Below are 23,964 nucleotides of genomic sequence, written 5' to 3' on the forward strand. Positions count from 1 at the left end.
CGGGTGCGAGGGCGTGAGGGTCAAATTTTTTCCTCTAGGCAGCTTACCATGAAGCTTTTTTGCCAACCCCCTTCACCTGCGAAAACATCCCCATGACGATCGCCGGGAACACCAAATGAACCCTCGATCGACGCCGGGAACACCAAGAGGACCCTCGATCGACGCCGGGAACACCAAAAGGGGCCCTCGGCCGACGCCGGGAACACCAAAGGCCCCTCGGCCCACGCCAGGAACACGAAAGGGGACCCTTGGCCGACGCCGGGAACACGAAAGGGGCCCCGGCGGCGGCCGGGACCCCTTCGTTCGCCTGGACGCGGCCGTCGGCCGCTCCCACGGCCGGTCGGCCGCCTGCGTACGGCGTCAGCCGCCGAGCAGGGCGCGCACCCGGGGGGCGCCCGCCGCCAGGAGCAGGGTGGGGAGCCGGGGGCCGGTGTCGCGGCCGACCAGCAGGGTGTAGAGCAGGGCGAAGAACTCGCGCTGGGCGACCTTCAGCTCGGGGGTGGGCTTGGCGTCGGGGGTCAGGCCCGCCTGGATCTTCGGCACGCCGTAGACCAGGGTGGTGAGCCCGTCCAGCGACCAGTGCTCGTCCAGACGGTCGAGCAGCAGGCGCAGCGACTCGCGGTCCCGCTCGCCGAGCGAGGCCAGCAGCTGGGTGTCCGGCTCGTCGCGCACCCGGGTGCGCTGCTCGGCGGGCACCTGCGTGGTGATCCACCGCGCCGCCCGGTCCAGCCGCGGCCGGGCCTCGTCCAGCGAGGTGATCGGGTCGGAGGGGTCCAGCTCGCGCAGGATGCGCAGCGTCTGGTCGGTGTCGCCGGTCGTGATGTCCACGATCGAGGCCAGCGTGCGGTACGGCAGGGGGCGCGGCGTGGCCGGCAGCGGCCCGGCGGCGGTGGTCGACGCCCGGGTGTACGCCGCGACGTCGGCCGGCTGGGCCGCCCCGTCGGCGACCTTGCGCCCGAGGGAGTCCCACTCGTCGTACATCCGCTGGATCTCCTGGTCGAACGCGACCTTGAACGATTGGTTCGGCTTGCGCCGCGCGTACAGCCACCGCAGCAGCGGCGCCTCCATGATCTGCAGCGCGTCGGCGGCCGTCGGGACGGCGCCCTTGGAGCTGCTCATCTTGGCCATGCCGCTGATGCCGACGAAGGCGTACATCGGCCCGATCGGCTGCTCGCCGCCGAACACCTCGCTCACGATCTGCCCGCCGACCACCCACGACGACCCCGAGGAGTGGTGGTCGACCCCGGAGGGCTCGAACGCCACGCCCTCGTACGCCCAGCGCATCGGCCAGTCGACCTTCCACACCAGCTTCCCGTGGTTGTGCTCCGACAGCCGCACCGTCTCGGCGTGCCCGCACACACAGGTGTAGGACAGCTCGGTGGTCTCGTCGTCGTAGCCCGTCACGGTGGTCATGTCCCGCTCGCACACCGAGCAGTACGGCTTGTACGGGAAGTACCCCGCCGCGACCTTCCCGTCGTCCTCACCGGCCGCCCCCGAGCCCTCGGCCGCCGCCTCGGCCGCCGCCGCGTCCGCCGCGTCGACCGCCGGCCCCTGCTTGGCCTTCGCCGGTGCGGGCTTGTCCTTGGTGCGGTACCGGTCGAGGATCGCGTCGATGCGCCCGCGCTCCCGCATCGCGAAGAGGATCTGCTCCCGGTACACCCCCGAGGTGTACTGAGCGGTCTGGCTGATGGCCCGCACCTCGATGCCCATCTCGGCCATCGCCGCGGCCATCGGCGCCTTGAAGTGCTCCGCCCAGTTGGCGTACTCACTTCCCGGGGGGGCCGGCACGGACGTCAGGGGCTTCCCGATGTGCTCAGACCACGAGGAGTCCACCCCCGCGGGCACCTTCCGGAACCGGTCGTAGTCGTCCCACGACAGGATGTGCACGACGTCGTACCCCCGCCGCCGGATCTCGTCCGCCACCAGATGAGGCGTCATGACCTCCCGCAGGTTCCCGAGGTGGACCGGCCCCGACGGGCTGAGCCCGGACGCGCAGACGATCGTTTTGCCGGGTGCCCGCCGCTCGGCCTCGGCGATGACCTCGTCCGCGAACCGTGAGACCCAGTCGGCCTCGGCGCTCATACCCACGATCGATTCCTTCCTCGGAAAACCTGACCCCTCCATTGTCCCGGACCACCACAGTGACCCGCGCCACCCTGTGGACGGGCGGCCGGGCCCGCGACACGTCACGCCCCCCGCACGGCGGATCCGGAACAGCCGGAAAGATCGGGCCGCTTGGTAGTGTTCAGCCTGACGTGTGGGGGCACGCGTACCCCCTCCACATCACCGACAACGGCCGGTACCGAAGGCGGGTGAGGACGCTCACATGACCACGCCATCACCGCACCCATCCCCCGCGGACACCTCCGCCACCCGTGGCACCCGAGTGCGCGGCACCCGGCAGGCCGAGGCCCTCGTGTCCGTGCTCGCCAACCTGCCCGGCTTCCACAGCGCCCAGGACATCCACGCCGAGCTGCGCCGCCGCGGCGAACGCGTGGGCCTCACCACCGTCTACCGCCACCTCCAGGTCCTCAGCGAGGGCCCCGCGGTGGACGCCATCCGCGACGAGAACGGCGAGACCCTCTACCGCCGCTGCGCCACGGGCTCACACCACCACCACGTCACCTGCCGCTACTGCGGCCGCAGCGTGGAGGTCGAGGGCACCGCCGTGGAACGCTGGGCCGAACGCGTGGCCGCCGAGGCGGGCTTCGTCGACGTCGACCACACCGTCGAGATCTTCGGCCGCTGCCCCGACTGCGCCTAGGAACCCCCCAACGGACGCCGGCGCCGGCGCGGCCTACCAGGCCGGCTTCTCCCAGACCGAGACGTGGCCGGTGCTGTCGCCGGTGAAAGGCTCGCGTTTCCAGCCGGCCCAGCGTTCCCGCAGGCGCATCCCGGCGAGCCGTGCCATGAGGTCCAGTTCGGACGGCCATACGTAGCGGTGCGGCGACGAGCGGGTCTCCAGGCGGCGGTCCACCACCCAGTAGTGGTGGGAGTACGCGATCTGGGACGCGATGTCGTACTCCTCGAAGCCGAGGTGCTCGGGGGTCACGGTGAACGGGTGGATGGTCTCGCCGGGCGGGAGACTGCGCAGCGCCGGGACGTACACCTCGACGACGAAGCAGCCGCCGGGTTCGAGATGTGCCGCCGCGTTGCGGAAGCACTCGACCTGTTCGTCCTGGGTGGTCAGGTTGGTGATCGTGTTCCGCACCAGGTAGGCGAGCGTGAAGGCTCCCTGCACCCTGGTGGTCGCGAAGTCGCCGATGGTCACGCCGACGCGCTCCGCCCCCGGCTTCTCCCGCATCCGGGCCACCATGGGCGCCGACAGATCGATGCCGTGCACCCGGATCCCCCGCCCGCTGAGCGGCAGCGCGATCCGCCCGGTGCCGACGCCGAGCTCCAGCGCGGCACCCGTCCCCGCCAGGTCGGCCAGGAACGCGACGGCCGGTTCGACGACCGCCGGTTCGAACAGCTCGGGCCACTTGGCCTCGTAGGTCTCCGCTGTCCACTCATCGAAATTGTTCTCCGGCACGGTCCCACTGTGACCCGCCTCCTCCCTGGCAGCCACCGATTTCGGTGGCCTTGACAGACTTGGCTAATGTCATTAGCTTGAAGCTAACACTATTAGCCAAGCCTGGAGGCCTGTCATGACCGAACACCTGACCGTCGACGGGGGCACCCTCGCGTACGAGGTGACCGGCGCCTCCGGGCCGCTCGTCGTGCTCGCGCACGGCATGGGCGACAGCCGCGAGGCGTACCGCTTCGTGGCGCCGGCCCTGGTGGCGGCCGGATACCGGGTCGCCGCCGTGGACCTGCGCGGCTGCGGCGAGTCGAGCGTGGGGTGGGCGTCCTATACGCGTACGGACATCGCGGGTGACCTGATCGCCCTGGTGAACCACCTGGGTGGCCCGGCGACGCTGGTCGGCCACTCCATCTCGGGCGGCGCGGCCACGATCGCCGCGGCGAAAGCGCCGTCGCTGATCACCGCGGTGGTCGAGCTGGCGCCGTTCACCCGCAAGCAGTCGATCGCACCCGGCGACCTGCGGGTGTCCCGCTTTCGCCGGGGCATGCTCAGCCTGCTCGGCACCGGCCTGTTCGGCAGCGTCCGGCTCTGGAGGCGGTATCTGGAGATCGCGTACCCCGGCCCCAGGCCGGCGGACTGGGACGTGCGCCTCGACCGGATCGACGCGATGATGCGCGAGCCGGGCCGGATGAAGGCCATGCGGTCGATGGGCCGGTCCGCCCCCGTGGACGCCGGCGCCCAGCTGGGCAACGTCCGCTGCCCGGTGCTGGTCGTGGAGGGCACCCTCGACCCCGACTGGGCCTCCCCGCGGGCCGAGGGTGAGGCGATCGTGGCGGCGCTGCCACCCGGTCTGGGGCGGCTTGAGATGATCCCCGGTGCGGGACACTACCCGCACGTCCAGTTCCCCTCGCAGGTGGTCACCTTGATGCTGTCGTTCCTGGACTCCGTCCGTGCCTAGGGCCGGACTCGACCCGGCCGCTGTCGTCGCGGCCGGCGCGGCGCTCGCCGACGAGGTCGGCTTCGCGGGCCTGACCATGGGCCTGCTGGCCGAGCGGGTCGGCGTGCGGACGCCGTCGCTCTACAAGCACATCGCCGGCCAGGACGACCTGAACCGCCGCATCGCGGCGCTCGCCCTCGCCGAGGCGGCGGACGCGGTCGGTGCGGCCGTGCAGGGGTACGCGGGCCGCGACGCGCTCGCCGCCGCGGCCCGCGCGTTCCGCGACTTCGTGCTCACCCACCCGGGCCGGTACGCGGCCACCATCGGCGTCGAGCCGACCGGCCCGGACGACCCGATCGCGGTCGCGGGGTCACGGTTGCTGGACTCGTTCACGGCGGTGCTCCGGGCGTACACCCTCGCACCGGACGAGATGGACCACGCGCTGCGCGCGCTGCGCAGCTTCTTCCACGGATTCGCCACCCTGCAGTCCGCGAACGCCTTCCAGTGGTCCGCCGATGTCGACGAGAGCTTTGAGTGGCTCATCACCCTCGTCGACCGGGGCCTGCGTCACGCCTCCACGGGCTGAGCCGGAGTCTCGGCAGGGGGCGCGGCGGCGCGCCGGGGAAGCGACAGCGGGGTCGCCAGCAGGAGCACGCCGGCCAGGCCGATGGCCGTACGCGGGCCGAGCAGGCCGCCCAGCACGCCCCAGACGGCCGTCAGGAGCGCGGTCGACGCCTTGGTCGTCACCGCCCAGGCGGACAGCACGCGGGCGGCCCGGCCGGTCGCGGTGCGTTCGAGGCGGTAGGTGGCGCAGACGGGGTTGAAGATCCCGCAGCAGAAGATGAGCCCGAACTCGACGCCGATCACCAGCAGCAGCCCTCCGGTGCCGGGCCCCAGGAAGGCCAGCCCGACGGGCCAGAGCGCGCGCAGCGCCCCGGTCACGACCAGGACCCGGTGCTGCCCGGACCGGGTGACGAGCGGCCGGGCCAGCCGTGAACCGAGCAACCCACCGATCGAGGGCGCGGCGAAGGCGAGGCCGTACTGCCACGGCGCGAACCCAAGCCGGCCGAGCATGAGGACGGCCAGCAGCGGCTGGGTGGCCATCACCAGGCCGTTGAACAAGGCGGTGTTCAACAACAGCCGCCGCAGCGTCACGTCGGCGAGGATGTACCGCCAGCCGTCGAGCACGTCCCCGGCCCGCATGCGCGCGACCTCCCGGCGCGGGGGCTCACGCCCGCCCATCGCACCGATGCCCAGGGCCGAGAGCAGGTAGCTGACCGCGTCGGCCACCACCGTCGCCACCGGACCGAGGAGCCCGATCGCCGCGCCACCCAGCGGCGGCCCGATGATCGTGGTCGTCCAAGCCGTGGACTCGAACCGGGCGTTGGCGACGAGCAGGTCCTCGGCCCGCAACAGCGTCTTCAGGTACGCGCCGGAGGCGGCACGGAAGGCGATGTCGGCCGCCGCGACGACGACCGAGACCAGCAGGAGCTGAAGGAAGGTGAGCACGCCGAGCGTGAACGCGACGGGAATCGTCAGCAGCGCCGCGAAGCGCGCCAGATCCATCGCGATCAGCACCGGCCGCTTGCGGCGGAACTCCACCCAAGGCCCGAGCGGCACCGCCACGGCCGCGCCAACCAAGGCCCCCACGCAGGCAAGCGCGGCGACCTCTGCCGGACCGGCGTGCAACACCTGAATGGCGATCAGCGGGAACGCGCCGAAGGCGAGCCACGTACCGAGCGCGCTGGTCCCGTACGCTCCCCAGAGCCAGCCGAACCGCCGCCCCAGCCGGTGCCCGCTCCGCATGCCCGACGCTCCTCGCCACTCACCCGCACAACCGATCAGCGATCGGAAGCATCAAAGCGCGCACCGTACCTGGGGATCAAACAACTGAAGCCCCGTCGGCCACAACCAACGGTTGTGCCCCTAGGGTGTCGGCATGGACCTCGACGCCGTCCGGACCTTCGTCGCCGCCGCCGACGCAGGGCAGTTCCAGGAGGCCGCCGCCGAGCTGGCGGTCACCCAGCAGGCCGTGTCCAAGCGCATCGCCGCGCTGGAGCGCGGCCTCGGCGTGCGGCTGTTCACCCGCACCGCCCGCGGCGCCGGGCTCACCATCGACGGGCAGGCATTCCTGCCCCACGCGCGCGAACTGCTGCGCGTCGCCGAGCGCGCGGTCGCGTCCGTGCGCACCGGCCGCCGTCCGCTGCGCGTCGACATGATCACCTCACGCAGCGCGGCGTCGGGCCTGATGCGCGGCTTCCACCGCGCGCACCCCGAGATCGAGCTCGACGTGGTGATGCTGTTCGACATCGAGACGGCCCTCGCCGCCATCCGGTCCGGTGCGATCGACGCGTCCTTCCGCGCCGTCGCCGTGCCGGGCCGGCCCCTTCCCGAGGACATCGAATCCGTCCGGGTGCTCGACGAGCCGCTCCAGCTCCTCACCGGGCCCGCCCACGCGCTGGCCGGCGCCCGGTCGGTGACCGTCGCCCAGCTCGCCGGGCACCGGATCTGGATGCCCGGCATCGTCCCCGGAACCGAGTGGGCCGCCTACTACGACGATCTCGTCGCCGAGTTCGGCCTCACCATCGAGGCGACCGGCCCCAACTTCGGCTCCGACGCGCTCCTCGACACCATCGCCGACACCCCGGCCCTGGCCACGTTCATGGGCGAGCACACCCGCCTGGTCTGGCCCGCCGGCCACGGCCTGCGCCGCATCCCGGTGACCGATCCCACGCCCGTCTACCCGCACTCGCTCCTGTGGCACCGCGACCACCCCCACCCCGCGCTGGCCACCCTCCGCGCCCACCTCGCCGCCACAACGGCCGGCCATGACGCCACCGGGACCTGGGCCCCGCACTGGGCACTCCCGCGCTGACGCCACCTCGGCGGGACTCTGGTCAGATCCGCCGTGTAAGGGTTACGCTTCACCTGTAAGAAATTTCTTTCAGGTGAAGGAGTGTCGTGACAGGGTCCGTGCCGACCGGCGACGAACTGGTCGCGATCCTCGCGGCGCTGGCCAACCCGCTGCGGCTGCGCATCGTCGCGAGGCTCGCCGGCGGGCGCGACTACGTGAGCCATCTGGCCCGCGACATCGGGATCAGCCGTCCGCTCCTGCACATGCACCTGCAGCGGCTGGAGGCCGCCGGGCTGATCGCCGGCAGTCTCGAACTGTCCGAGGACGGCAAGGCCATGAAGTACTACGAGCTCACGGACTTCCACCTGCACCTGACCGCCTCGACCGTGGCCGAGGCGGTCCGGACCCTCACCCCGTCGGACCCGGACAAGGGTCCCGCCCCCAAGGAGCAGTCCTGAATGGACACGACGACCTGGCCGAGCACCGTCCTGATCCTGGGCCTGTCTCTCCTGGCCCTGGCCCTGTTCATCTCCGTCGCGGCGACAACACTGGAGTCCCGCAAGCTCAAGTCCTCCACCGCGGTCCAGGAGGACCTGCGCCAGCTCGTGCGCCGCTACGAGCAACTCGCCGAGAACACCCACGACGCCCAGCAGCGGATGGCGACCGACCTCTCCGAACTGCGGTCCCGCGCGACCTCGATCGAGCAGATCCTGCGGACCGTCGAATGATCACCCGTCCCCCGCGCATCAAGGAGACCACGATGAAGGCGATCGTCCAGGAGAGGTACGGCTCCGCCGACGCCCTGAGGCTCGGCGAGGTCGACAAGCCGGTGCCCCGCGACGACGAGGTCCTGGTCCGCGTGCACGCCGCGTCGGTGACCCACGGCGACCTGGTGACCATGACGGGCGAGCCGTACCTGGGCCGCCTGGCGCTGGGTCTGCGCGGCCCGAAACAGAAGGTCCCCGGCCGGGACATCGCCGGAGAAGTCGAGGCCGTCGGCAGGAACGTCACCCGCTTCAAGCCCGGCGACGAGGTGTACGCCGAGGTCCCCGCCGGAGGCTTCGCCGAATACGCCCGCGTCCCCGAGTCCCTCCTGTGCGCGAAGCCGTCCAACCTGACCTTCGAACAGGCCGCCGCCGTCCCCTGGGCGGCGAACACCGCGTTACAGGGCCTCCGCGACCGCGGCGAGATCGAGCGGCGGCGCAAGGTCCTGATAAACGGCGCCTCGGGCGGCGTCGGCACCTTCGCCGTACAGATCGCCAAGTCGTTCGGCGCGGAGGTGACCGGCGTGTGCAGCACGAGAAACGTGGACCTGGTCCGCTCGATCGGCGCCGACCACGTCATCGACTACACCCGCGAAGACTTCACCAAGACCCCCCACCGCTACGACCTGATCTTCGACCTGGCGGGAAACCATTCGTTATCCGACTTCAGACGCGCGTTGACTCCCGACGGCACCCTCGTCCTCTCCAGCTCGAAAGGCGGCCGCTGGCTCGGCCCGATAGGCAAACTCCTGCACGCCCTGCTGCTGTCCCCGTTCATCCGCCAGAGCCTGCGCATGTTCATGGCCCAGCGAAGCCAGAAGAACCTCGCCACCCTCAAGGAGATGCTCGAATCCGGCCAGATCACCCCGGCGATCGACAGAACCTACCCCCTGGGCGAGGTCCCCGAGGCCCTGCGCTACTTCACCGAGGAACACGCCCGAGCCAAGATCGTCATCACCGTGTAAGCCCGTCCCCTGTACTTCGGCCGGTGAACCAACGCTGAACGATCACCCCGGACACCCCACTTCAAACCAGACCGTGCGCCCGTCCTCCCCGTCCCAGACCCCCCACTCCCGCGAGACCGTCTCCACCAGCCGCAGCCCTCTCCCTCCCTCGCCGAGACCCTCCTCGCAGACCCGCGGACTCCCCTCACCCCCGGCGTCCACCACATCCACATGAACCCGGTCGAAGCAATCCGCGATCGCGACCGTCACCGTCCCCCCGCCTCGCGAGTCCGAGTGCAGCACCGAGTTCGTCACAAGCTCCGACACCAGCAACATCACATCATCCAGACCCGCATGCCCGTCCCCGAGCTTCTCCCGCACGAACTCCCGAGCCCGATGCACCGACTCGGGCACCGCCACCAGCTCGATGACCCCTAACAGGTTCCCCCGCCTCGAATCCGTACCAGGAGACAAGGTCATGGGATCCGTCATAGATCACACCTCCGACGTGTGGTTCCGGGGGCCTGTACGGCGGCGCGAACGCCCCACGGGTCCCGTCACCTAGCGCTCTTCGATCCCCACTTGATCGCCCTGAGCAAGCGGTGATCGGATTTGATTCTCCGACAGCCGAATGCAATTCCATTGGGTCCTGCTTCGAGCTTGGAGCGACCCTATGAAAACGAAAGAGAGCCGGTGTTCACGAGATGTGAACACCGGCTCCTTGACGGCGATGGGCGATCAGAGGAACATGCGTTCCTGTAGCGCACGCAAAGGTTCGGGTATGACCCGATAATACCTATCGAGCGCCTTGACCGTTTCGCGGGCAGTTGGATGGAAGTATGTCATTTGTGGGGCGATTTTCTCGGCCCTGAGAACGCGTGTCAGTGATTGGTTCGCGTTGCCGGCCCACACAAGAGCACGCGACATGTCGATCTCATGATGCGCTCGCCGTTCGGCCAGCATCGTCATCGGCAGGCTCAATCGTTCGTCCAGGCGAATGGCCTCGTCGACGTCGCCCAGCTCGGCGGCCACCGCACAGCCGTGTATCGCCGCGTTGGCCGGCATCACCTGCAAGGCGTAGACATCCTTCTTGTCCTTGTTCCGCCTCGCCGCATCGGCCGCCACCCCATGGTGTTCCCAGGCCTCTGCCCCTCGTCCCGCTCGCGCGGCCGCCACCGCCGCACGCAGATGCAGCGCCCCGAGGACGCTCGTGGACTCCGGCCGCTCGTCCTCGTCCACCTGCCCGACAGATCTCTGCATCAGGACCAGCGCCAGGTCCCACTCGCCGGTGGTCAGGAGCAACAGAGCACGTGACAACATCACCAGGTGCGGAAGGTAGGGGTCGTCGGCACGCCGAGCGGCATCCGCCGCACGCTCGATCCCGACCTGGGCGAGATCGTTGTAGCCCAGACGCCGCGCCAACGAGACGGCCACCGCATCGGCACGATTCAGCAACCGCCACGCCCGAGGCTTACCCGACCCGACAGCGTGAACCGTCAGCTCCTCGATCACCGCCGGGAGCCTCAGGGCGAGCTCTTGGTGGAAAGCAGCCCCTTGCAGCTTCTGCAACCTCACCAACTCGGAGGAAAGCTCTTTGAGAGACCTGGGCGGCATACCCAGATCCGGTGCGACGTCCGCGTAGGAGAATGCCCGCCTGATAGCGGGAATGGCGGCATGCACCGCGTTACCAGAACGATCCGCTTCCCCGAAGGGCTGCCCATGAAGCTTCGCGACATCCAGGGAGAGCGCCTTCGCCACCGCAGCGACCATCGACGGCGTAGCGGGTTTATGCCCCGTTTCAACCTGAGCGACCAGACTCCGCGACAAGTGCGCCCTGATAGCCAACCCTGATTGCGTAAGCCCTCGCAGTTTGCGCCACCGCGCAATACGTTGCCCGGTGTGTTCCTCGGTACCGTAATAACCCGAGTCCCAGTTCTCGTTCACGCCTGACCGCCTCTGCCGGAGGGTCCTGATCCCAGCGTAGGACGCGATCACTCGGCGGGGTGAGCCTGCCACATGAATTCTTCTCTAGGAGGGACTGACCAAGCCCGCCGTCGCGGGAGCCGCGTCAAAGACGACCGCTCGAATCAAGACGGCAGCCTATGACCCCACCCATGCTTCGGTTCCCTACGGCTGTGCGATATCGCGGTGCGGGGGAGCGCGAGGGGTCCTCCCCTCGCCGGGGGTGCGGGGGTATCCCCCGCTGAACACAGCCCTTGCGCCTTTCGCGCGGAGCGCGCCACCGCAAGGACCGCAGCCATGGCGCCGGGGGTCAGAGGGTGATGTGGACGCCGGTGGTTTGGAGCCAGTTGTTGAACTGGAGGAAGCCCTCCAGGGCGGGGCGGACGTCGTCTTGGACGGATGGGTCCTGGGGGCGGGTGAGGAGGGTTCGGACCTTGGTGGGGTCTACCAGGAGGGCGGCGGGGAGGGGGCCTTGGTCCAGGACGGTGGCGGCTTCCTCGCGTAGGGCCTTTTCGTAGCCGGGGTCCTGGGTGGAGGGGTAGGGGCTCTTGCGGCGGTCCAGGATCGAGGCGGGGAGGACGTCGTGGGCGGCGGCGCGGAGGAGGCTTTTCTCCCGGCCGTCGAAGGTCTTCATGGCCCAGGGGGCGTTGAAGACGTACTGGACGAGGCGGTGGTCGCAGAAGGGGACGCGGACCTCCAGGCCGTTGGCCATGCTCATGCGGTCTTTGCGGTCCAGGAGGATCTGGACGAAACGGGTCAGGTGGAGGTGGCTCACCTCGCGCATCCTCGCCTCCAGGCCGGTTTCGCCGGGGAGGCGGGGGACCTCGTCCAGGGCCTGGCGGTAGCAGCGGGCGCGGTAGCCGGCGAGGTCCAGCTCCTGCTGGATCTCGTCGGCGAGCACCTCCTCCAGGGCCGCGAAGCGGAGGGCGCCGGCGGCGGCGAGCCAGGGGAAGGTGCCGGAGCCGATGGCGACGGGGTCGTGGAACCAGCGGTAGCCGCCGAAGACCTCGTCGGCCGACTCGCCGGACAGCGCCACCGTGGACTGGGCACGGATCGCCTTGAACAGCAGATACAGGGACGTGTCCATGTCGCCGATGCCGATCGGCATGTCCCTGGCGCGCAGCACGGCGGCACGCACGCGCGGGCTCATGAGATCACCGGAGTCCAGGACGATGTCGTTGTGCTCGACGCCGAGCGGCGCGAGATACCGCGCCAGGTCGTGCACGAACGGCGTGTCTGGCGTGTCGCGCATGTCGTCGGGGCTGAAGTGCTCGGTGTACCCGACGAAGTCCACGGAGAACGACCGCAGACGGCCCTCCCGGTGCTCGGGGTCGGCCCGCAGCGCACGGGCGGCCAGCGCGGTGACGGCGCTGGAGTCCAGGCCCCCGGACAGCAGGGTGCACAGCGGCACGTCGGAGATCAGCTGGCGCCGCACGATGTCGTCCAGCAGCTCCCGCACCGTCCGGACGGTGGTGTCCAGGTCGTCGGGATGATCGTGCGACTCCAGCTGCCAGTAACGGTCCCTGGCCACGCCGGACCGGCTGACCCGTACCACGCCGCCGGGCCGCACCTCGTACATGCCCTGGTAGACGGCGCATTCCGGGGACTTGACGAACGCCATGAGCTCGCGCAGCCCCTCGGCGTCCACCAGGGCCCGCGCGGCGGGGTTGGCGAGGATGGCCTTGGGTTCGGAGCCGAACAGCACCCCGCCGGGGATCGGGTAGTAGTAGAGGGGCTTGATCCCCATCCGGTCCCTGACCAGCACCATCTCCTCGGCGCGGATGTCCCAGATGCCGAAGGCGTACATGCCGTTGAGGCGGGACCCGAGGTCGGCGCCCCATTCGAGGTACGCGCGCAGCACGACCTCGGTGTCACTGCGGGTGGTGAAGCGGTGGCCCCGCGCGACCAGTTCCTCGCGCAGCTCCAGGTAGTTGTAGACCTCGCCGCTGTAGGTGAGGACGGCGGCCGTCTCCCCGTCACGCTCCCCGGTCATCGGCTGCAGCCCGCCCTCGATGTCGATGATCGCCAGGCGCCGGTGCCCCACGGCGCCGTGCGGCGACGCCCACATCCCCTCGTCGTCCGGGCCTCGGCACGCCATGGTGGCGGTCATCGCGGCCAGCGTGTCCCGCGACTCGCGCAGATCGGTCGTGTAATCCACCCATCCACAGATTCCGCACATCTCGACGACCCCACGTCTCGTCGGTAGCAGATAACCGTTCTACCTGGTCAAACTCCTACAAGCGTCCCTCTATGCCTCCCGGGGCCGGACGCCGCCCCCCTCCGTGGCGCACCTCGCGCGGTGGCGCGAAGATGGTCCGGTGAACGTTCGCCCGGTCTCCCCCACGGCGCTGGTGGATCTCCTCGCCGACCGCATCGCCGACGCCGCCGGGGATTCGTGGGTGCGGGTCGCGATCGACGGCGCCCCGGCGGCCCACCCGGACGATCTGGCGGACGCCCTCGCCGGGCCGCTGCGGCTGCGCGGCCGGGAGGTGCTCAGGGTGTCGGCCGGTGACTTCCTGCGACCGGCGTCGCTGCGCTTCGAGGCGGGCCGCACCGACCCCGACGCCTACTACGGCGACTGGCTCGACCACGGCGGCCTGGCCCGTGAGGTGCTCGGCCCGCTGGACCCCGGCGGCACGGGCAAGGTCCTGCCTTCGCTGTGGGACACCACCACCGACCGGGCCACCCGGGCCCCGTACGTGACGCTCCCGCCGGGCGGGGTGCTGCTGCTGTCCGGCGCGCTGCTGCTCGGGCACTGGCTGCCGTTCGAGGTGACCGCGCACCTGTGGATGTCGCCGGCCGCCCTGTCCCGCCGGACCCCGCCCGAATGGCGTTGGACGCTGCCCGCGTTCGCCAGGTACGAGGAAGAGGTCGCGCCGGCGGACACGGCCGACCTGGTGGTGCGAATGGACGATCCCCGTCACCCCGCAGTGGTCACTCATTCCTGACAGTCACTTTCGAACAGCCTCGCGGAGGGGCCGTTTCACGTAAGTTTCATGCCGTTTCATTGGATCAACGGTAAGAAATGCGCTGATCATGACCTCTACCTGCGGTGGGATCGCTCCCACGGGGTGGGGTCTAATACCTCCCGCACCGCACGGTTTCCTCCAGGGTGAGCGGCGACTTACAGTTTTTCCCGCGTGAGCGCTTTCGCATTCGCTGGTCGGCAGTCGGCGGCTGTTCGCCCCACGGCGGCGACCGGTTACTTCACGGGTCCTCGGTGACCCCCACACGTGCTTGTCGTTCCGGCGCGCTTCAAGCGTGCCTGACGTGCTGCCGCGATGGACGTGCCCTGGAGGGCTGCCGAGGACCTCCAGACGTAACCTCTCGAAAGGTATTTGATGAGACAGAGACGGAAGTTCTCGCTCGGAGGCGGAGCCGCATTGATCGCGGCCTTGCTGATGGTCGTGCTGTTGCCGACCTCGGCATCGGCGCATGGGGCAATGATGATCCCCGGCAGCCGCACCTACCTGTGCTGGCTCGACAGCGTCGGTTCCAACGGCGCGGCCCAGCCCACCAATGGCGCATGCCAGGCCGCCGTGGCCCAGAGCGGCACCAACTCCATCTACAACTGGTTCGCGGTGCTGCGCTCCGACGGCGCCGGCCGGATGAGCGGGTTCATTCCCGACGGCCAGCTGTGCAGCGGCGGCGCGGTCGTCTACAACTTCAGCGGCTACGACCTCGCCCGCACCGACTGGCCGTTGACCCACCTCACGTCGGGGTCCAACATCCAGTTCCGCTACAACAAGTGGGCGGCGCACCCGGGTACTTTCCGGACCTACATCACCAAGGACAGCTGGAGCCCGACCCGGTCGCTGGCGTGGAGCGACCTGGAGTCCACGCCGTTCTACTCCGCGACCAACCCGGCGAACGTCGGCCCCGTCGGTAGCGTGGACGGCTACTACTACTGGAACGCCCAGTTGCCCTCCGGCAAGAGCGGCCGTCACATCATCTACTCGGTGTGGCAGCGGTCCGACAGCAACGAGACCTTCTACAACTGCTCCGACGTCATCTTCGACGGCGGCAACGGCCAGGTGACCGGTATCCGCGGCAGCGGCAGCACCCCGACCGCCACTCCCACCGTCACCCCGACCGTCACCCCGACCGTCACGCCGACCGTCACCCCGACCGTGACTCCGACCAGCGGCCCGGGTGGCTGCACGGCCGCCTACCGCACCACCGGCACCTGGAGCGGCGGCTACCAGGCCGAGGTCACGGTGCGCAGCGGCACCAGTGGCATCAGCGGCTGGACCGTCCGGGGCACTCTGAACTCCGGCACCGTCATCAACAGCCTCTGGAACGGCTCGCACACCTTGAGCGGTACCGCGCTGACCGTCCGGAACGTGCAACACAACGGCACCCTGGCGGCCAACGCCACCACGACCTTCGGGTTCGTGGCGAACGGCACGGCGTCCACGCCGACGCTCACCTGCACCAGCCCCTAGGCTCGCCCTCGGGTGAACCAAAGGGGTCGTGAATGACTCCCGGGCGGCACCCGGCTCCGGCCTGAGCCGGAGCCGGGTGCCGCCCACTCGTCGTCCGGGGGCCCGGCGGGCGGCGGCGTGAACTCCCGGTGAAGTGACGGTGGAGTTCTTGCGGCCCCTGATCGCGGTCCGGTTCGCTTGGGAGCATGACCCCCACCCCGCCTCCGGACGGCACCCGCGCGCGTTCCTGGCCGGACGCCGACGCCGTCGGGCCCGCGGTGAGCGACCCGGTGATCGCCTACCGCGCGGTCGAGCGCACCGCCGCCGGCGAGCTGGCGCACGAGGGCAACCGTGTGCCGGACATCGTGGCCCTGGACGCGCGCACCCTCGTGGTCGCCTGGCGGGCGGGCGTGGCCGATCCCCGTGACCCGGCGCCGACCGACCAGGGGTCCATCCTGTACGCCCGGTCCGCCGACGCGGGCAGGACGTGGCGCACCGGCACGCTGGCCGCGGCCACCGCCACGCACCGCTACCACTACGTCATCTTCCTCAACGACGGCGGCACGCTGTACGCGCTGCTCGGCAGGATCACCGTCGCCGAGGACCGCGACGCCCAGGGCGACGTGAACGGCTTCCCCGTCGCCATGGTGGCCAGGCGCAGCGTCGACGCCGGGCAGACCTGGACCGACTTCCCGGTCAGCGTGGACGTGCCCGCCAACCGCTCCGGCGTGGTCCTCGCGGGCAAGCCCCTGTGGTACGACGGCCTGTGGCTGCTCCCGTACTGGCGGGAGGCGGGCGGGGTCACCCGCGCGGGCGTGCTGCGTTCGGCGGACCTGTCCCGGTGGACGTCCGGGGCGCTGGCCGCGAACCCGCCCGGCGTGCGCGCCGAGGAGCCTCAGCTCGTCGTGTCGCAGGACGACCCCGGCACGCTGCTCATGGTGTCCCGCACGCTGGACCTCACCGGCGGCACCTCGGCCGAGGACCGGGACGCCTACTACCGCACGCACGCCGTCTACGCCGCCGTCACCACCAGCTCCGACGGCGGTCTCACCTGGGCCCCGATGACGCTCGACCGGGACCTGCCGAACTACTACGTCAAGCCGTTCTTCGCCAAGGACGCCGACGGCCGCTACCTGACGATCTACAACACGCTGGCGGGCCCGTTCACCGGCCCCGCGTCGGGCAAGCCCGAGCAGTACCGCGAGGTGCTGTGCTACAAGCTGAAGCGCCCCGGCGCCCCCTGGGGCCCCGGCCGCCTGTTCGCCGACGGCGCCCGCCTCACCAAGGGCGCGGCCCGCGGCTGGGACGTCTACGCGAGCGCCGACGAGTACGAGCCCGGCCGCTTCTACGTCACGTGGGAGCACAACCAGACCAACATCAAGGTCGCGCGCCTGGACGTCTCCGACGCCTTCACCGGCGTCGGCCCCACGTGGGACGACCTGCGCGGCTGGACCGTGACCCCCGGCGGCGGCACCGCGGAGACCGGCGCCGCGGGAAGCCTGCGCCTGGCCAACTCCGGCCCCGCCCCGGCGGGCTTCTCGGGGGTGACCCACTCTTACGGCCCGTCCGGCGGCTTCGTCGTCACGATGCGCGCCCAGGTGACCGCGTACTCCCGCCTGGACCCGGCCACCGGCGCGGGCGCCACGCTCGCGGTGAAGGTGGCCACCGGCGCCCGCCGCCTGATGCTGGCCCTGCAACCGGACGGCGTGTACTCGTTCGTGCAGGGCATCGCGGGCTGGACCCGGGTGCACGCGCGCACCGGCGACACCGCCGCCCACACCTGGCAGGTGACGGTGGACGGCGACGGCGCGGCGGCGCTGTACGTGGACGGCGCCGAGACCACGGCCCGGTGGACCGCCGCCGCCTCCCGGGACGCGCCCCAGGTGGCGGTGTGGAGCTCCGGCACCGGCGCGGCGCCCGCCGCGGCCGTGGTGGAGCGCTTCGAGGTGGCCGACAACGTCGCGAGCAGCACGTGGGACACCTTCGGCGACTGGGCCCTGGACGGCTCGGGCGGCGCCGCGGAGGTCGAGGAGGGCCGGCTGCGGCTGCGCAGCATCAGCCGCACCCCGGCGCGGGCGTCCCTCGGCCTCGACGTCACCGAGGGCTGCGACTTCACGCTGGAGTTCCGCGGCTCGGTGGTCGACGACAGCGCCCTGAACCCCGCCAACGGGGACGGCGTGTGCCTCGGGACCAAGGTGGCCAACGGCTACATGCGCCTGATGCTGACCGTGCAGCGTTCCGGGGTGTGGACGATGAAGAAGGGTTCGTCCACCTGGGAGAAGGTCTACTCCTCCGCCACGGCCGGGGCGCCGTCCACCTGGCAGGTGCGGGTCGACAGCGCGGGCGTCGCGCGCCTGCGCCGCGACGGCGTGGACACCGGGGTCACGTGGGTGGCGCAGAACAGCAGGGAGAGCCCGCAGATCACGCACTGGGTGACCGGCACCCCGGGCGGCAACGCGGCCGAGGCCCTGGTCGAGTGGACCAGGGTCACGGCCACGCCGGGGTCGTCAGCGCAGGACGCGAGGGTCGGCGCCGAGACGGTGTGACAGGCGGATGGTGATGAACTCGTTGTCGTCCGGCTTGCCGGCGGTGCGGCCGGACGAGAACGGGAAGTTGTTGTCGTTCAGCACGCCGAGGGTGGAGTCGTCCAGGATGACGACGTCCTCGATGGTCTGGAACGGGAAGCGGAAGGTGGTGTCGAAGCCGCCGAGCCGCTTGGGGTTGGCGATGTCGAGCAGGTCGGCGACCAGCGTCTTGTCCACCTTGCCGTCTCGGTCGCGGTCCCGCAGGTCGGCGAGGTACAGCCGCTTGACGAGCGCGGTGTCGCCCTGCCCGCCGTCGCGCTCGATGACCAGGAAGCGGTTCGCGTCCACCGCGATCATGTCGCCGATGGCGTGCGCCGGGTCCTCCAGCTGGTAGACCCAGCGGCGGCCGGTGTACTCGCGGTGGCGCACGTCGAACTCCGAGACGCGCAGCGCGCCGGCCGGGTCGCCGGCCACCGTGCCCTCCATCAGCGGGTACAGCTTCTTGCCGTCCACCGAGCGGGCCATGCCCTCGAAGCCCTTGCTGCTGCCGAGGTTGGGGGTGCCGCCGCCCAGGTACGGGTTCTCCGGGGCCTGGACGCCGGGCAGCGCGATCGGGGTCTCCAGCAGCTTGCCGGTGGCGGAGAAGTGGAGCAGGAACGGGCCGAACTCGTCGCCGAGCCACAGCGTGCCGTCGGAGGCCCGCACCATCGACTCGACGTCGAAGTCGGCGCCGGTCAGCTTGCGGTCCGGGCGGGTGAGCGCGAACGGGACGCGGCGGTCGGGGTCGCTCAGGTTGACGCCGCCGACGACCCGGACGCCCCCGGTCCGGAAGTCGGGCCGTACGCGCTGCACGCGCAGCAGGAAGTCGGAGCTGTTGGCCTTGTTGCCGTAGCCGTTGTCGGACAGCACGTCGAAGGTGCCGTCGTCGCGGCGGGCGACGCCGCTGAAGCCCTGGACCGGCTGGCCGGAGAAGGGCGGGGTCACGCCGTTGACGGGGGCGGTGCCGAGCAGCGACCCGGAGGGCTCGCTGCCGGGCACGAAGGTCAGCGCGGGCAGCGAGGCGAAGCCGGTCAGCGTGGCGCGGCCGAAGTCGCCGTCACCGCCGTGCCCGTGGCCGTGGCCGTCGTGCCCGCCGCGCGCCGAGGTGGCCTCCGCAGCGCCGTTGCCCTGGTCGGCCAGCGCCGGAGCGGAAAGTGACAGGGCCAGGACGACGGCCCCGAGCCCGATCATGGTTCGTTTCATGGGCGACACGCTAGGGATGCCCGATGAAGCGGGACACAACACCGGATGACCCCCCGGTGCCCGGGCAATGGCACCGGATCACCGGCCCCCGCGCGGCGGCGCGTCACGGCGGATCTCCCTGCCGCATAGGGTGACCAGCACCTTTGCCGAACGACCCGTGTACGGATGCGGACTCATCGACTACTATCGGTAGTCAACTGCATGCTACACGTAGTGGGGCGGTGCGTTGACGGAGCGCTGGTTCGACGGGCGAGCGGCCCTTGGCGTGCTGATGTCGGCCGCCGCCGTCCTCCTGCTCCTGCACGGCCTCGGCTCCCACGCCCCCGGCCCGCTCGGCGTGGCCGGCGCGCTGCCCGCCGAGGCCGTCCTGCGGGTGGCGCCCGTGCCACCCCCCGCCGACGCCCCGTCGCCCGCCTCCGACCAGGACGGCTGCCCCAAGCAGGGCGAGCAGTCGGGTGAGTCCGGCTGGGTAAAGCCGCCACCGCCGCCGTGCCGCGACGGCGGCCGGCGCGCGCACCGGCGCGACCTCCCGGCCGAGGCCGCCGTGGCCGCCGGCGCCCGCGGCGGGCCTCCCGCGCGGACGTGCGCGGGACGGCGGAACGGGCCACGGCTCCCGGTCTTCCGCTGCTGACGGGCGGACGCGCCCGATCCAGCCCCGCCCTGAGCCGTCCCCGGACGGACAGGTGTGCCCGGGATCCGGCCCCGAACCGGTCCTGAACGGACAGGTGCGCCCGATCCAGCCCTGAACCGGTCCCAGACGGACAGGCGCGTCAGAGCCAGCCCTGAACCGTCCTCAGCACGAAGGAGTCCTCCGTCATGCAGTCGTTGATCGACCATGCCCGCACGTTCCACCAAAGGCTCAGCGGCGACCGGGGACGGGCGGCCGTCCCCGAGGAGGGCGTCGCGCCGCAGGCCATGTTCATCACGTGCTCCGACGCCCAGGTCATCCCGTCCCTGATCACCGGGGCCCGGCCGGGCGAGCTGGTGGAGCTGCGCACCGCGGGCAACGTCATCCCGCCGTACCGCATCGGCCGGCTCACCGCCGAGGCGGCCACCATCGAGTACGCCGTCAACATCCTCGGCGTGGAGGACCTCATCGTCTGCGGTCACACCCACTGCGGCGCCGTCGAGGGCCGCGTCCGCTCCTGGACGCTGCGCTCGGCGCCGACCACCCGGTGGTGGCTGCTGCAGACGCACCGCTGGCGGGAGACGCCCGGCACCGGGGGCGAGGACCCCGCCCGGGCCCATCTGGTCGCCCAGCTCGACAAGCTGCGCCGCTATCCCCGGCTGGCGCGGCGGCTGGCGAGCGGGCGGCTGCGCCTGCACGGCTGGTTCTACGAGGTCGACACCGGCGTGGTGTCCAACTACCGCCCGGACACCCGCGCCTTCACCCCGCTGTGAGCCCCTGAGGGGCCCCGAGAGACACCGGGACACCTCCGCGCGGGCCGGAAGAGCCTTCCGGCCCTCCGGCCCGCCTGGAGGGTCGACAAGGGCGAGACCGGCTCCGTACACTTCAATATATGAAGAGTCGTTCAACTGTCGTGGCCCTGGCCCCCGACACCTGCCCGGCGCCCGTGGTGGACGCCGAGCGGGTCGCCTCGGTGCGCCGGAGCCTGCCCGCCGAGGAGACGGTGCAGGACCTCGCTCAGATGTTCGGCCTTCTCGCCGACCCCGGGCGGCTGCGCATGATGGCCGCGCTGCTGGAGGGCGGGGAGATGTGCGTCTGCGACCTCGCCGCCGCCACCGGGCAGAGCATGTCCGGCGCCTCGCACGCCCTGCGGCTGCTGCGGATGCGCCGCGTGGTGAAGGTCCGCAGGTCCGGCCGGATGGCGTACTACTCGCTCGCCGACTCCCACGTCCGCATGCTCTTCGACCTCGCCATCACCCACGCCCGGCACACCGAGTCGGAACGGATGGCCACGTGAGCGGCCACGGGCACGGCCACGGCGTCGGCGCGGGGGCCGACCGGCGCTACCTGCTCGGGGCGCTGGCGCTCATCGTCGGCTTCATGGCCGCCGAGGTGGTCGTCGGCTTCGTCGCCCAGTCCCTGGCCCTGATCTCCGACGCCGGGCACATGCTGACCGACGCGGTCGCCATCGCGTTCGCGCTGATCGCCATGCGCATCGCCCAGCGGCCCCCGCGGGGCGGCTTCACCTACGGCCTCAAGCGCGCCGAGATCATCTCCGCGCAGATCAACGGCATCACCCTGCTCCTGCTGAGCGTCTACTTCGTCGTCGAGGGCATCGGCCGCCTGATCTCCCCTCCCCGGGTGGAGGCCGTCTTCGTCGTCGTCACCGGCGTCGCGGGCATCCTGATCAACATCGTGGCGACCTGGCTGCTCAGCAGGGCAGACCGGTCCAGCCTCAACATCGAGGGCGCCTTCCAGCACGTGCTGAACGACCTCTACGCGTTCGTGGCCACCACCGCGGCCGGTGTGGTCATCTGGCTGACCGGCTGGAACCAGGCCGACGCCCTGGCCGCCCTGGTGATCGCCGCGCTGATGCTCAAGTCCGGCTGGGGCCTGGTCCGCGACTCGGGCCGGGTGTTCATGGAGGCCGCGCCCGCCGGGATGAACCCCGCCGAGATCGGCAGGCGGACGGCCGCGCTCGACCAGGTCGTCGAGGTGCACGACCTGCACATCTGGGAGGTCACCTCCGGCTACGCCGCGCTGTCCGCGCACGTCCTGGTGACGCCGGGCGCCGACTGCCACGCGGTGCGGGTGCGCGCCGAGCGCATGTACCACGACGAGTACGGCATCGGCCACACCACGCTCCAGGTCGACCACGCCACCCCGGAACTGCTCACCATCGGCTTCGCCGAGGGCCACTGCGCCGACCCCCACGGCCCGGTCCACCGGCCCGACCCCGGCGCGCGGACCGCCTCGGATGACGACTCCTAGCAGGGCGGGATCAGCACGCCCGAGCTCTCGGCCTCGGCGATGGCCCAGGCGGCGTTGACGAGGCCGATGTGGCTGAAGGCCTGCGGGAAGTTGCCGAGCAGGTCCCCGGTGCGCGGGCACACCTCCTCGGCCATCAGGCCCACGTCGTTGACGAACGCCGTGGCCCGCCGGAACACCTCGTGGGCCTCCGCCACCCGCCCGGCCATCGCCAGCGCCTGCGCCAGCCAGAAGGTGCACAGCAGGAACGCCCCCTCGTTCCCCTCCAGCCCGTCGTCCACCCGGTACCGGTACACCAGCCCGTGCCGGTCCGTCAGCCGGGACGCGATCGCGTCGATCGTGGACGTCATCCGGGGATCGCAGGCCGGCAGGAAACCGACGATGGGCATCATCAGCGCGGACGCGTCCAGCGCGGTGGAGCCGAACGTCTGGGTGTAGGCGCCCGCGACGTCGCTCCAGCCCTCGGTGAGGATCGCCGCGCGCATCTCCTCGCGGGCGGCCGTCCACGCCGGGACGCGGTCCTGGGCGCGCAGCCGGTCGGCCAGCGCGACGGCGCGGTCCGCGGCCACCCAGCACATCAGCTTGGAGTGCAGGAAGTGCCGGGGCGCGCCGCGGACCTCCCAGATGCCGTGGTCGGGCTCGCGCCACTTGCGCACCGCCGCGTCGGCCAGGGCCACCAGGAACGTACGGGCCTCCGGCTCGAACTCGCTGATCTGCCCGGACAGCCGGTGCACGGCGTCCAGCAGCTCGCCGTACACGTCCACCTGCACCTGCCGCCAGGCGTCGTTGCCCACCCGGACCGGCGCGCTGCCGCGCCAGCCGCTCAGGTGGGGCAGCTCGCGCTCGGTGAGGTCCCGCCCGGCGCGGATGCCGACGACGATCTGCAGCGCCCGCTCGGGCGAGTACGTGGCCGCCGCGGTGGTCATGAACGAGAGGAACTCGTCGGCCTCGTCCGGGCAGGCCGCCACCCACAGCGCGTTCAGGGTGAAGCTGGCGTCCCTGACCCAGGAGTAGCGGTAGTCCCAGTTGCGGTCGCCGCCCGGCGCCTCGGGCAGCGAGGTGGTGGGGGCGGCCACGACGGCGCCGGTGGGCTGGTAGGTCAGCGCCTGGAGGACCCGGCCGGAGTGGCTCACCAGCCCCCGGTACGGGCCGTGGTAGCGCTGGTGGGCGTCCGACCAGTTCTGCCAGGCGACCTCGGTGGCGGCCAGCCATCCGGCGATCTCGCCGTCGCTCCAGACCCTCGGCGCCGGGTCGCCGACCCTGGCGCCGTGCAGGGCGAACCGCAGCGTCATGCACTCGGACATCGGCACCACGGCGGACGCCTCCTGCCCGGTGATCTCCAGCTCGACCGGCGAGGACAGCACCAGCTGCTGCGGGCCGCCCCTGGCCCGCACGCCGCCGCGCACCCGGGACAGCAGCGGCGCGACCATCGCGTACGCCGGTCGCGGGGTGTAGCGGATCTCCACGTCCACCGAGCCCCTGGGGCAGCTCACCACGCGGGCCAGTACGTGCGGGGCGTCGGCGCCGAGCCGGTGCACGTCCGGGCCGTCCCCGATGAGCAGCGCGTCGGTCACCACGACGGTGCCGGTGGCGGTCTCGAAGACCGTCTCCAGGACCAGGGTGACGCCGATGTACCGCCGGGACACGGTGAAGTCCCCGGCCGGGCGGATGGACCAGGACCCGCCCCGGTCGTCCAGCAGGGCGGCGAACACCGAGGGGCTGTCGAAGCGCGGCACGCAGAGCCAGTCGACCGACCCGTCCCGCGCGACCAGCGCGGCCGAGTGCCGATCCGACAGCATCGCGTAGTCGGCGATCGCCTTGTTCGTCATCCCCCGGCCGATCCCCCTCCCGCCCCTACCAGCACATATACCCCTATTGGCGAAATTCCGGTCG

Annotated in this window: 22 protein-coding genes; 14 read left to right on the forward strand and 8 right to left on the reverse strand. The window is 71.3% G+C overall.

Translation table 11 applies throughout. From position 1 onward, the window contains the following. Positions 1-360 precede the first annotated feature (360 nt). On the reverse strand, positions 361-2,082 hold the full coding sequence (lysS, locus tag ACFP1K_RS22115; protein ID WP_380756333.1) for a lysine--tRNA ligase: 1,722 nt from the start codon (positions 2,080-2,082) through the stop codon (positions 361-363). A 244-nt stretch (positions 2,083-2,326) separates the two neighbouring features. On the opposite strand from lysS, the gene ACFP1K_RS22120 reads away from it, so the two are divergent. Then, on the forward strand, positions 2,327-2,764 hold the full coding sequence (locus tag ACFP1K_RS22120) for a Fur family transcriptional regulator (RefSeq protein ID WP_380756335.1): 438 nt from the start codon (positions 2,327-2,329) through the stop codon (positions 2,762-2,764). Positions 2,765-2,797: 33 nt separating this feature from the next. Here ACFP1K_RS22120 and ACFP1K_RS22125 read toward each other — a convergent pair whose 3' ends face one another. Further along, positions 2,798-3,532: a class I SAM-dependent DNA methyltransferase gene (locus tag ACFP1K_RS22125; protein WP_380756337.1), complete on the reverse strand. Its 735-nt coding sequence runs from the start codon at positions 3,530-3,532 to the stop codon at positions 2,798-2,800. A gap of 115 nt (positions 3,533-3,647) precedes the next feature. On the opposite strand from ACFP1K_RS22125, the gene ACFP1K_RS22130 reads away from it, so the two are divergent. Then, positions 3,648-4,481, forward strand: a complete 834-nt coding sequence (locus ACFP1K_RS22130) for an alpha/beta fold hydrolase (protein ID WP_380756339.1) — start codon at positions 3,648-3,650, stop codon at positions 4,479-4,481. After that, positions 4,474-5,046: a WHG domain-containing protein gene (locus ACFP1K_RS22135; RefSeq protein WP_380756341.1), complete on the forward strand. Its 573-nt coding sequence runs from the start codon at positions 4,474-4,476 to the stop codon at positions 5,044-5,046. Before ACFP1K_RS22130 ends, ACFP1K_RS22135 begins: the two co-directional genes overlap by 8 nt. Here ACFP1K_RS22135 and ACFP1K_RS22140 read toward each other — a convergent pair. Further along, positions 5,028-6,266, reverse strand: a complete 1,239-nt coding sequence (locus tag ACFP1K_RS22140; protein ID WP_380756343.1) for an MFS transporter — start codon at positions 6,264-6,266, stop codon at positions 5,028-5,030. The two genes, ACFP1K_RS22135 and ACFP1K_RS22140, sit on opposite strands and share 19 nt — an antisense overlap. Positions 6,267-6,399: 133 nt before the next feature. On the opposite strand from ACFP1K_RS22140, the gene ACFP1K_RS22145 reads away from it, so the two are divergent. From ACFP1K_RS22145 to ACFP1K_RS22160, 4 genes are all read left to right on the forward strand, one after another. Next, positions 6,400-7,335: a LysR family transcriptional regulator gene (locus tag ACFP1K_RS22145; protein WP_380756346.1), complete on the forward strand. Its 936-nt coding sequence runs from the start codon at positions 6,400-6,402 to the stop codon at positions 7,333-7,335. Positions 7,336-7,421: 86 nt separating this feature from the next. Further along, positions 7,422-7,772, forward strand: coding sequence for an ArsR/SmtB family transcription factor (locus ACFP1K_RS22150; protein WP_380756348.1), 351 nt, complete (start codon positions 7,422-7,424; stop codon positions 7,770-7,772). Next, the gene (locus ACFP1K_RS22155; RefSeq protein WP_380756350.1) at positions 7,773-8,042 is read left to right on the forward strand and encodes a hypothetical protein; all 270 of its coding nucleotides are present in this window, start codon (positions 7,773-7,775) and stop codon (positions 8,040-8,042) included. A 32-nt stretch (positions 8,043-8,074) separates the two neighbouring features. After that, on the forward strand, positions 8,075-9,043 hold the full coding sequence (locus ACFP1K_RS22160) for an NAD(P)-dependent alcohol dehydrogenase (RefSeq protein WP_380756352.1): 969 nt from the start codon (positions 8,075-8,077) through the stop codon (positions 9,041-9,043). A 42-nt stretch (positions 9,044-9,085) separates the two neighbouring features. On the opposite strand, the gene ACFP1K_RS22165 is transcribed toward ACFP1K_RS22160, so the two are convergent. From ACFP1K_RS22165 to asnB, 3 genes are all read right to left on the reverse strand, one after another. Continuing rightward, a complete protein-coding gene (locus ACFP1K_RS22165; protein ID WP_380756354.1) occupies positions 9,086-9,514 on the reverse strand; it encodes an ATP-binding protein in 429 nt (142 codons plus the stop codon). A 246-nt stretch (positions 9,515-9,760) separates the two neighbouring features. Continuing rightward, complete coding sequence (locus tag ACFP1K_RS22170; RefSeq protein WP_380756356.1) at positions 9,761-10,966, reverse strand: helix-turn-helix domain-containing protein; 1,206 nt, start codon at positions 10,964-10,966, stop codon at positions 9,761-9,763. A gap of 328 nt (positions 10,967-11,294) precedes the next feature. Then, entirely contained in the window at positions 11,295-13,163 is a 1,869-nt protein-coding gene (gene asnB / locus ACFP1K_RS22175) for an asparagine synthase (glutamine-hydrolyzing) (RefSeq protein WP_380756358.1), read from the reverse strand. Positions 13,164-13,302: 139 nt separating this feature from the next. Here asnB and ACFP1K_RS22180 point away from each other — a divergent pair, with 139 nt between their 5' ends. The 3 genes from ACFP1K_RS22180 (at position 13,303) to ACFP1K_RS22190 (ending at position 17,954) form a co-directional block, all read left to right on the forward strand. Then, complete coding sequence (locus ACFP1K_RS22180) at positions 13,303-13,932, forward strand: uridine kinase (protein ID WP_380756360.1); 630 nt, start codon at positions 13,303-13,305, stop codon at positions 13,930-13,932. A gap of 393 nt (positions 13,933-14,325) precedes the next feature. Next, positions 14,326-15,429: a lytic polysaccharide monooxygenase gene (locus ACFP1K_RS22185; protein ID WP_380756362.1), complete on the forward strand. Its 1,104-nt coding sequence runs from the start codon at positions 14,326-14,328 to the stop codon at positions 15,427-15,429. A gap of 185 nt (positions 15,430-15,614) precedes the next feature. Next, a complete protein-coding gene (locus ACFP1K_RS22190) occupies positions 15,615-17,954 on the forward strand; it encodes a sialidase family protein (RefSeq protein ID WP_380756364.1) in 2,340 nt (779 codons plus the stop codon). Here the strand turns inward: ACFP1K_RS22190 and ACFP1K_RS22195 are convergent. Further along, entirely contained in the window at positions 17,916-19,175 is a 1,260-nt protein-coding gene (locus ACFP1K_RS22195) for an esterase-like activity of phytase family protein (protein WP_380756366.1), read from the reverse strand. The genes ACFP1K_RS22190 and ACFP1K_RS22195 overlap by 39 nt on opposite strands. 226 nt (positions 19,176-19,401) lie before the next feature. On the opposite strand from ACFP1K_RS22195, the gene ACFP1K_RS22200 reads away from it, so the two are divergent. The 4 genes from ACFP1K_RS22200 to ACFP1K_RS22215 all read left to right on the forward strand — a co-directional run bounded on the left by ACFP1K_RS22200 (position 19,402) and on the right by ACFP1K_RS22215 (position 22,074). Further along, entirely contained in the window at positions 19,402-19,806 is a 405-nt protein-coding gene (locus tag ACFP1K_RS22200) for a hypothetical protein (protein WP_380756368.1), read from the forward strand. 185 nt (positions 19,807-19,991) lie between these two features. Further along, positions 19,992-20,576, forward strand: coding sequence for a carbonic anhydrase (locus tag ACFP1K_RS22205; RefSeq protein ID WP_380756370.1), 585 nt, complete (start codon positions 19,992-19,994; stop codon positions 20,574-20,576). A 119-nt stretch (positions 20,577-20,695) separates the two neighbouring features. Next, positions 20,696-21,100 carry an ArsR/SmtB family transcription factor gene (locus ACFP1K_RS22210; RefSeq protein WP_380756372.1) on the forward strand — a complete coding sequence of 135 codons (405 nt, stop codon included), beginning with the start codon at positions 20,696-20,698 and terminating at the stop codon, positions 21,098-21,100. Then, on the forward strand, positions 21,097-22,074 hold the full coding sequence (locus ACFP1K_RS22215; RefSeq protein ID WP_380756374.1) for a cation diffusion facilitator family transporter: 978 nt from the start codon (positions 21,097-21,099) through the stop codon (positions 22,072-22,074). Before ACFP1K_RS22210 ends, ACFP1K_RS22215 begins: the two co-directional genes overlap by 4 nt. Here the strand turns inward: ACFP1K_RS22215 and ACFP1K_RS22220 are convergent. Continuing rightward, complete coding sequence (locus tag ACFP1K_RS22220; RefSeq protein WP_380756376.1) at positions 22,071-23,900, reverse strand: glycoside hydrolase family 15 protein; 1,830 nt, start codon at positions 23,898-23,900, stop codon at positions 22,071-22,073. The two genes, ACFP1K_RS22215 and ACFP1K_RS22220, sit on opposite strands and share 4 nt — an antisense overlap. Positions 23,901-23,964: the final 64 nt, after the last annotated feature.

It is taken from the genome of Sphaerisporangium aureirubrum, assembly GCF_042658925.1.
Lineage (GTDB): Bacteria > Actinomycetota > Actinomycetes > Streptosporangiales > Streptosporangiaceae > Sphaerisporangium > Sphaerisporangium aureirubrum.

Excerpts from the sequence above, each read along its gene's own strand:
- asnB (WP_380756358.1), bottom strand. The coding sequence starts at position 13,163 with ATGTGCGGAATCTGTGGATGGGTGGATTACACGACCGATCTGCGCGAG.
- ACFP1K_RS22205 (WP_380756370.1), top strand. The coding sequence starts at position 19,992 with ATGCAGTCGTTGATCGACCATGCCCGCACGTTCCACCAAAGGCTCAGC.
- ACFP1K_RS22130 (WP_380756339.1), top strand. The coding sequence starts at position 3,648 with ATGACCGAACACCTGACCGTCGACGGGGGCACCCTCGCGTACGAGGTG.
- ACFP1K_RS22145 (WP_380756346.1), top strand. The coding sequence starts at position 6,400 with ATGGACCTCGACGCCGTCCGGACCTTCGTCGCCGCCGCCGACGCAGGG.
- lysS (WP_380756333.1), bottom strand. The coding sequence starts at position 2,082 with ATGAGCGCCGAGGCCGACTGGGTCTCACGGTTCGCGGACGAGGTCATC.
- ACFP1K_RS22190 (WP_380756364.1), top strand. The coding sequence starts at position 15,615 with ATGACCCCCACCCCGCCTCCGGACGGCACCCGCGCGCGTTCCTGGCCG.
- ACFP1K_RS22120 (WP_380756335.1), top strand. The coding sequence starts at position 2,327 with ATGACCACGCCATCACCGCACCCATCCCCCGCGGACACCTCCGCCACC.
- ACFP1K_RS22155 (WP_380756350.1), top strand. The coding sequence starts at position 7,773 with ATGGACACGACGACCTGGCCGAGCACCGTCCTGATCCTGGGCCTGTCT.
- ACFP1K_RS22185 (WP_380756362.1), top strand. The coding sequence starts at position 14,326 with ATGAGACAGAGACGGAAGTTCTCGCTCGGAGGCGGAGCCGCATTGATC.
- ACFP1K_RS22210 (WP_380756372.1), top strand. The coding sequence starts at position 20,696 with ATGAAGAGTCGTTCAACTGTCGTGGCCCTGGCCCCCGACACCTGCCCG.
- ACFP1K_RS22165 (WP_380756354.1), bottom strand. The coding sequence starts at position 9,514 with ATGACGGATCCCATGACCTTGTCTCCTGGTACGGATTCGAGGCGGGGG.
- ACFP1K_RS22220 (WP_380756376.1), bottom strand. The coding sequence starts at position 23,900 with ATGACGAACAAGGCGATCGCCGACTACGCGATGCTGTCGGATCGGCAC.
- ACFP1K_RS22140 (WP_380756343.1), bottom strand. The coding sequence starts at position 6,266 with ATGCGGAGCGGGCACCGGCTGGGGCGGCGGTTCGGCTGGCTCTGGGGA.
- ACFP1K_RS22195 (WP_380756366.1), bottom strand. The coding sequence starts at position 19,175 with ATGAAACGAACCATGATCGGGCTCGGGGCCGTCGTCCTGGCCCTGTCA.
- ACFP1K_RS22160 (WP_380756352.1), top strand. The coding sequence starts at position 8,075 with ATGAAGGCGATCGTCCAGGAGAGGTACGGCTCCGCCGACGCCCTGAGG.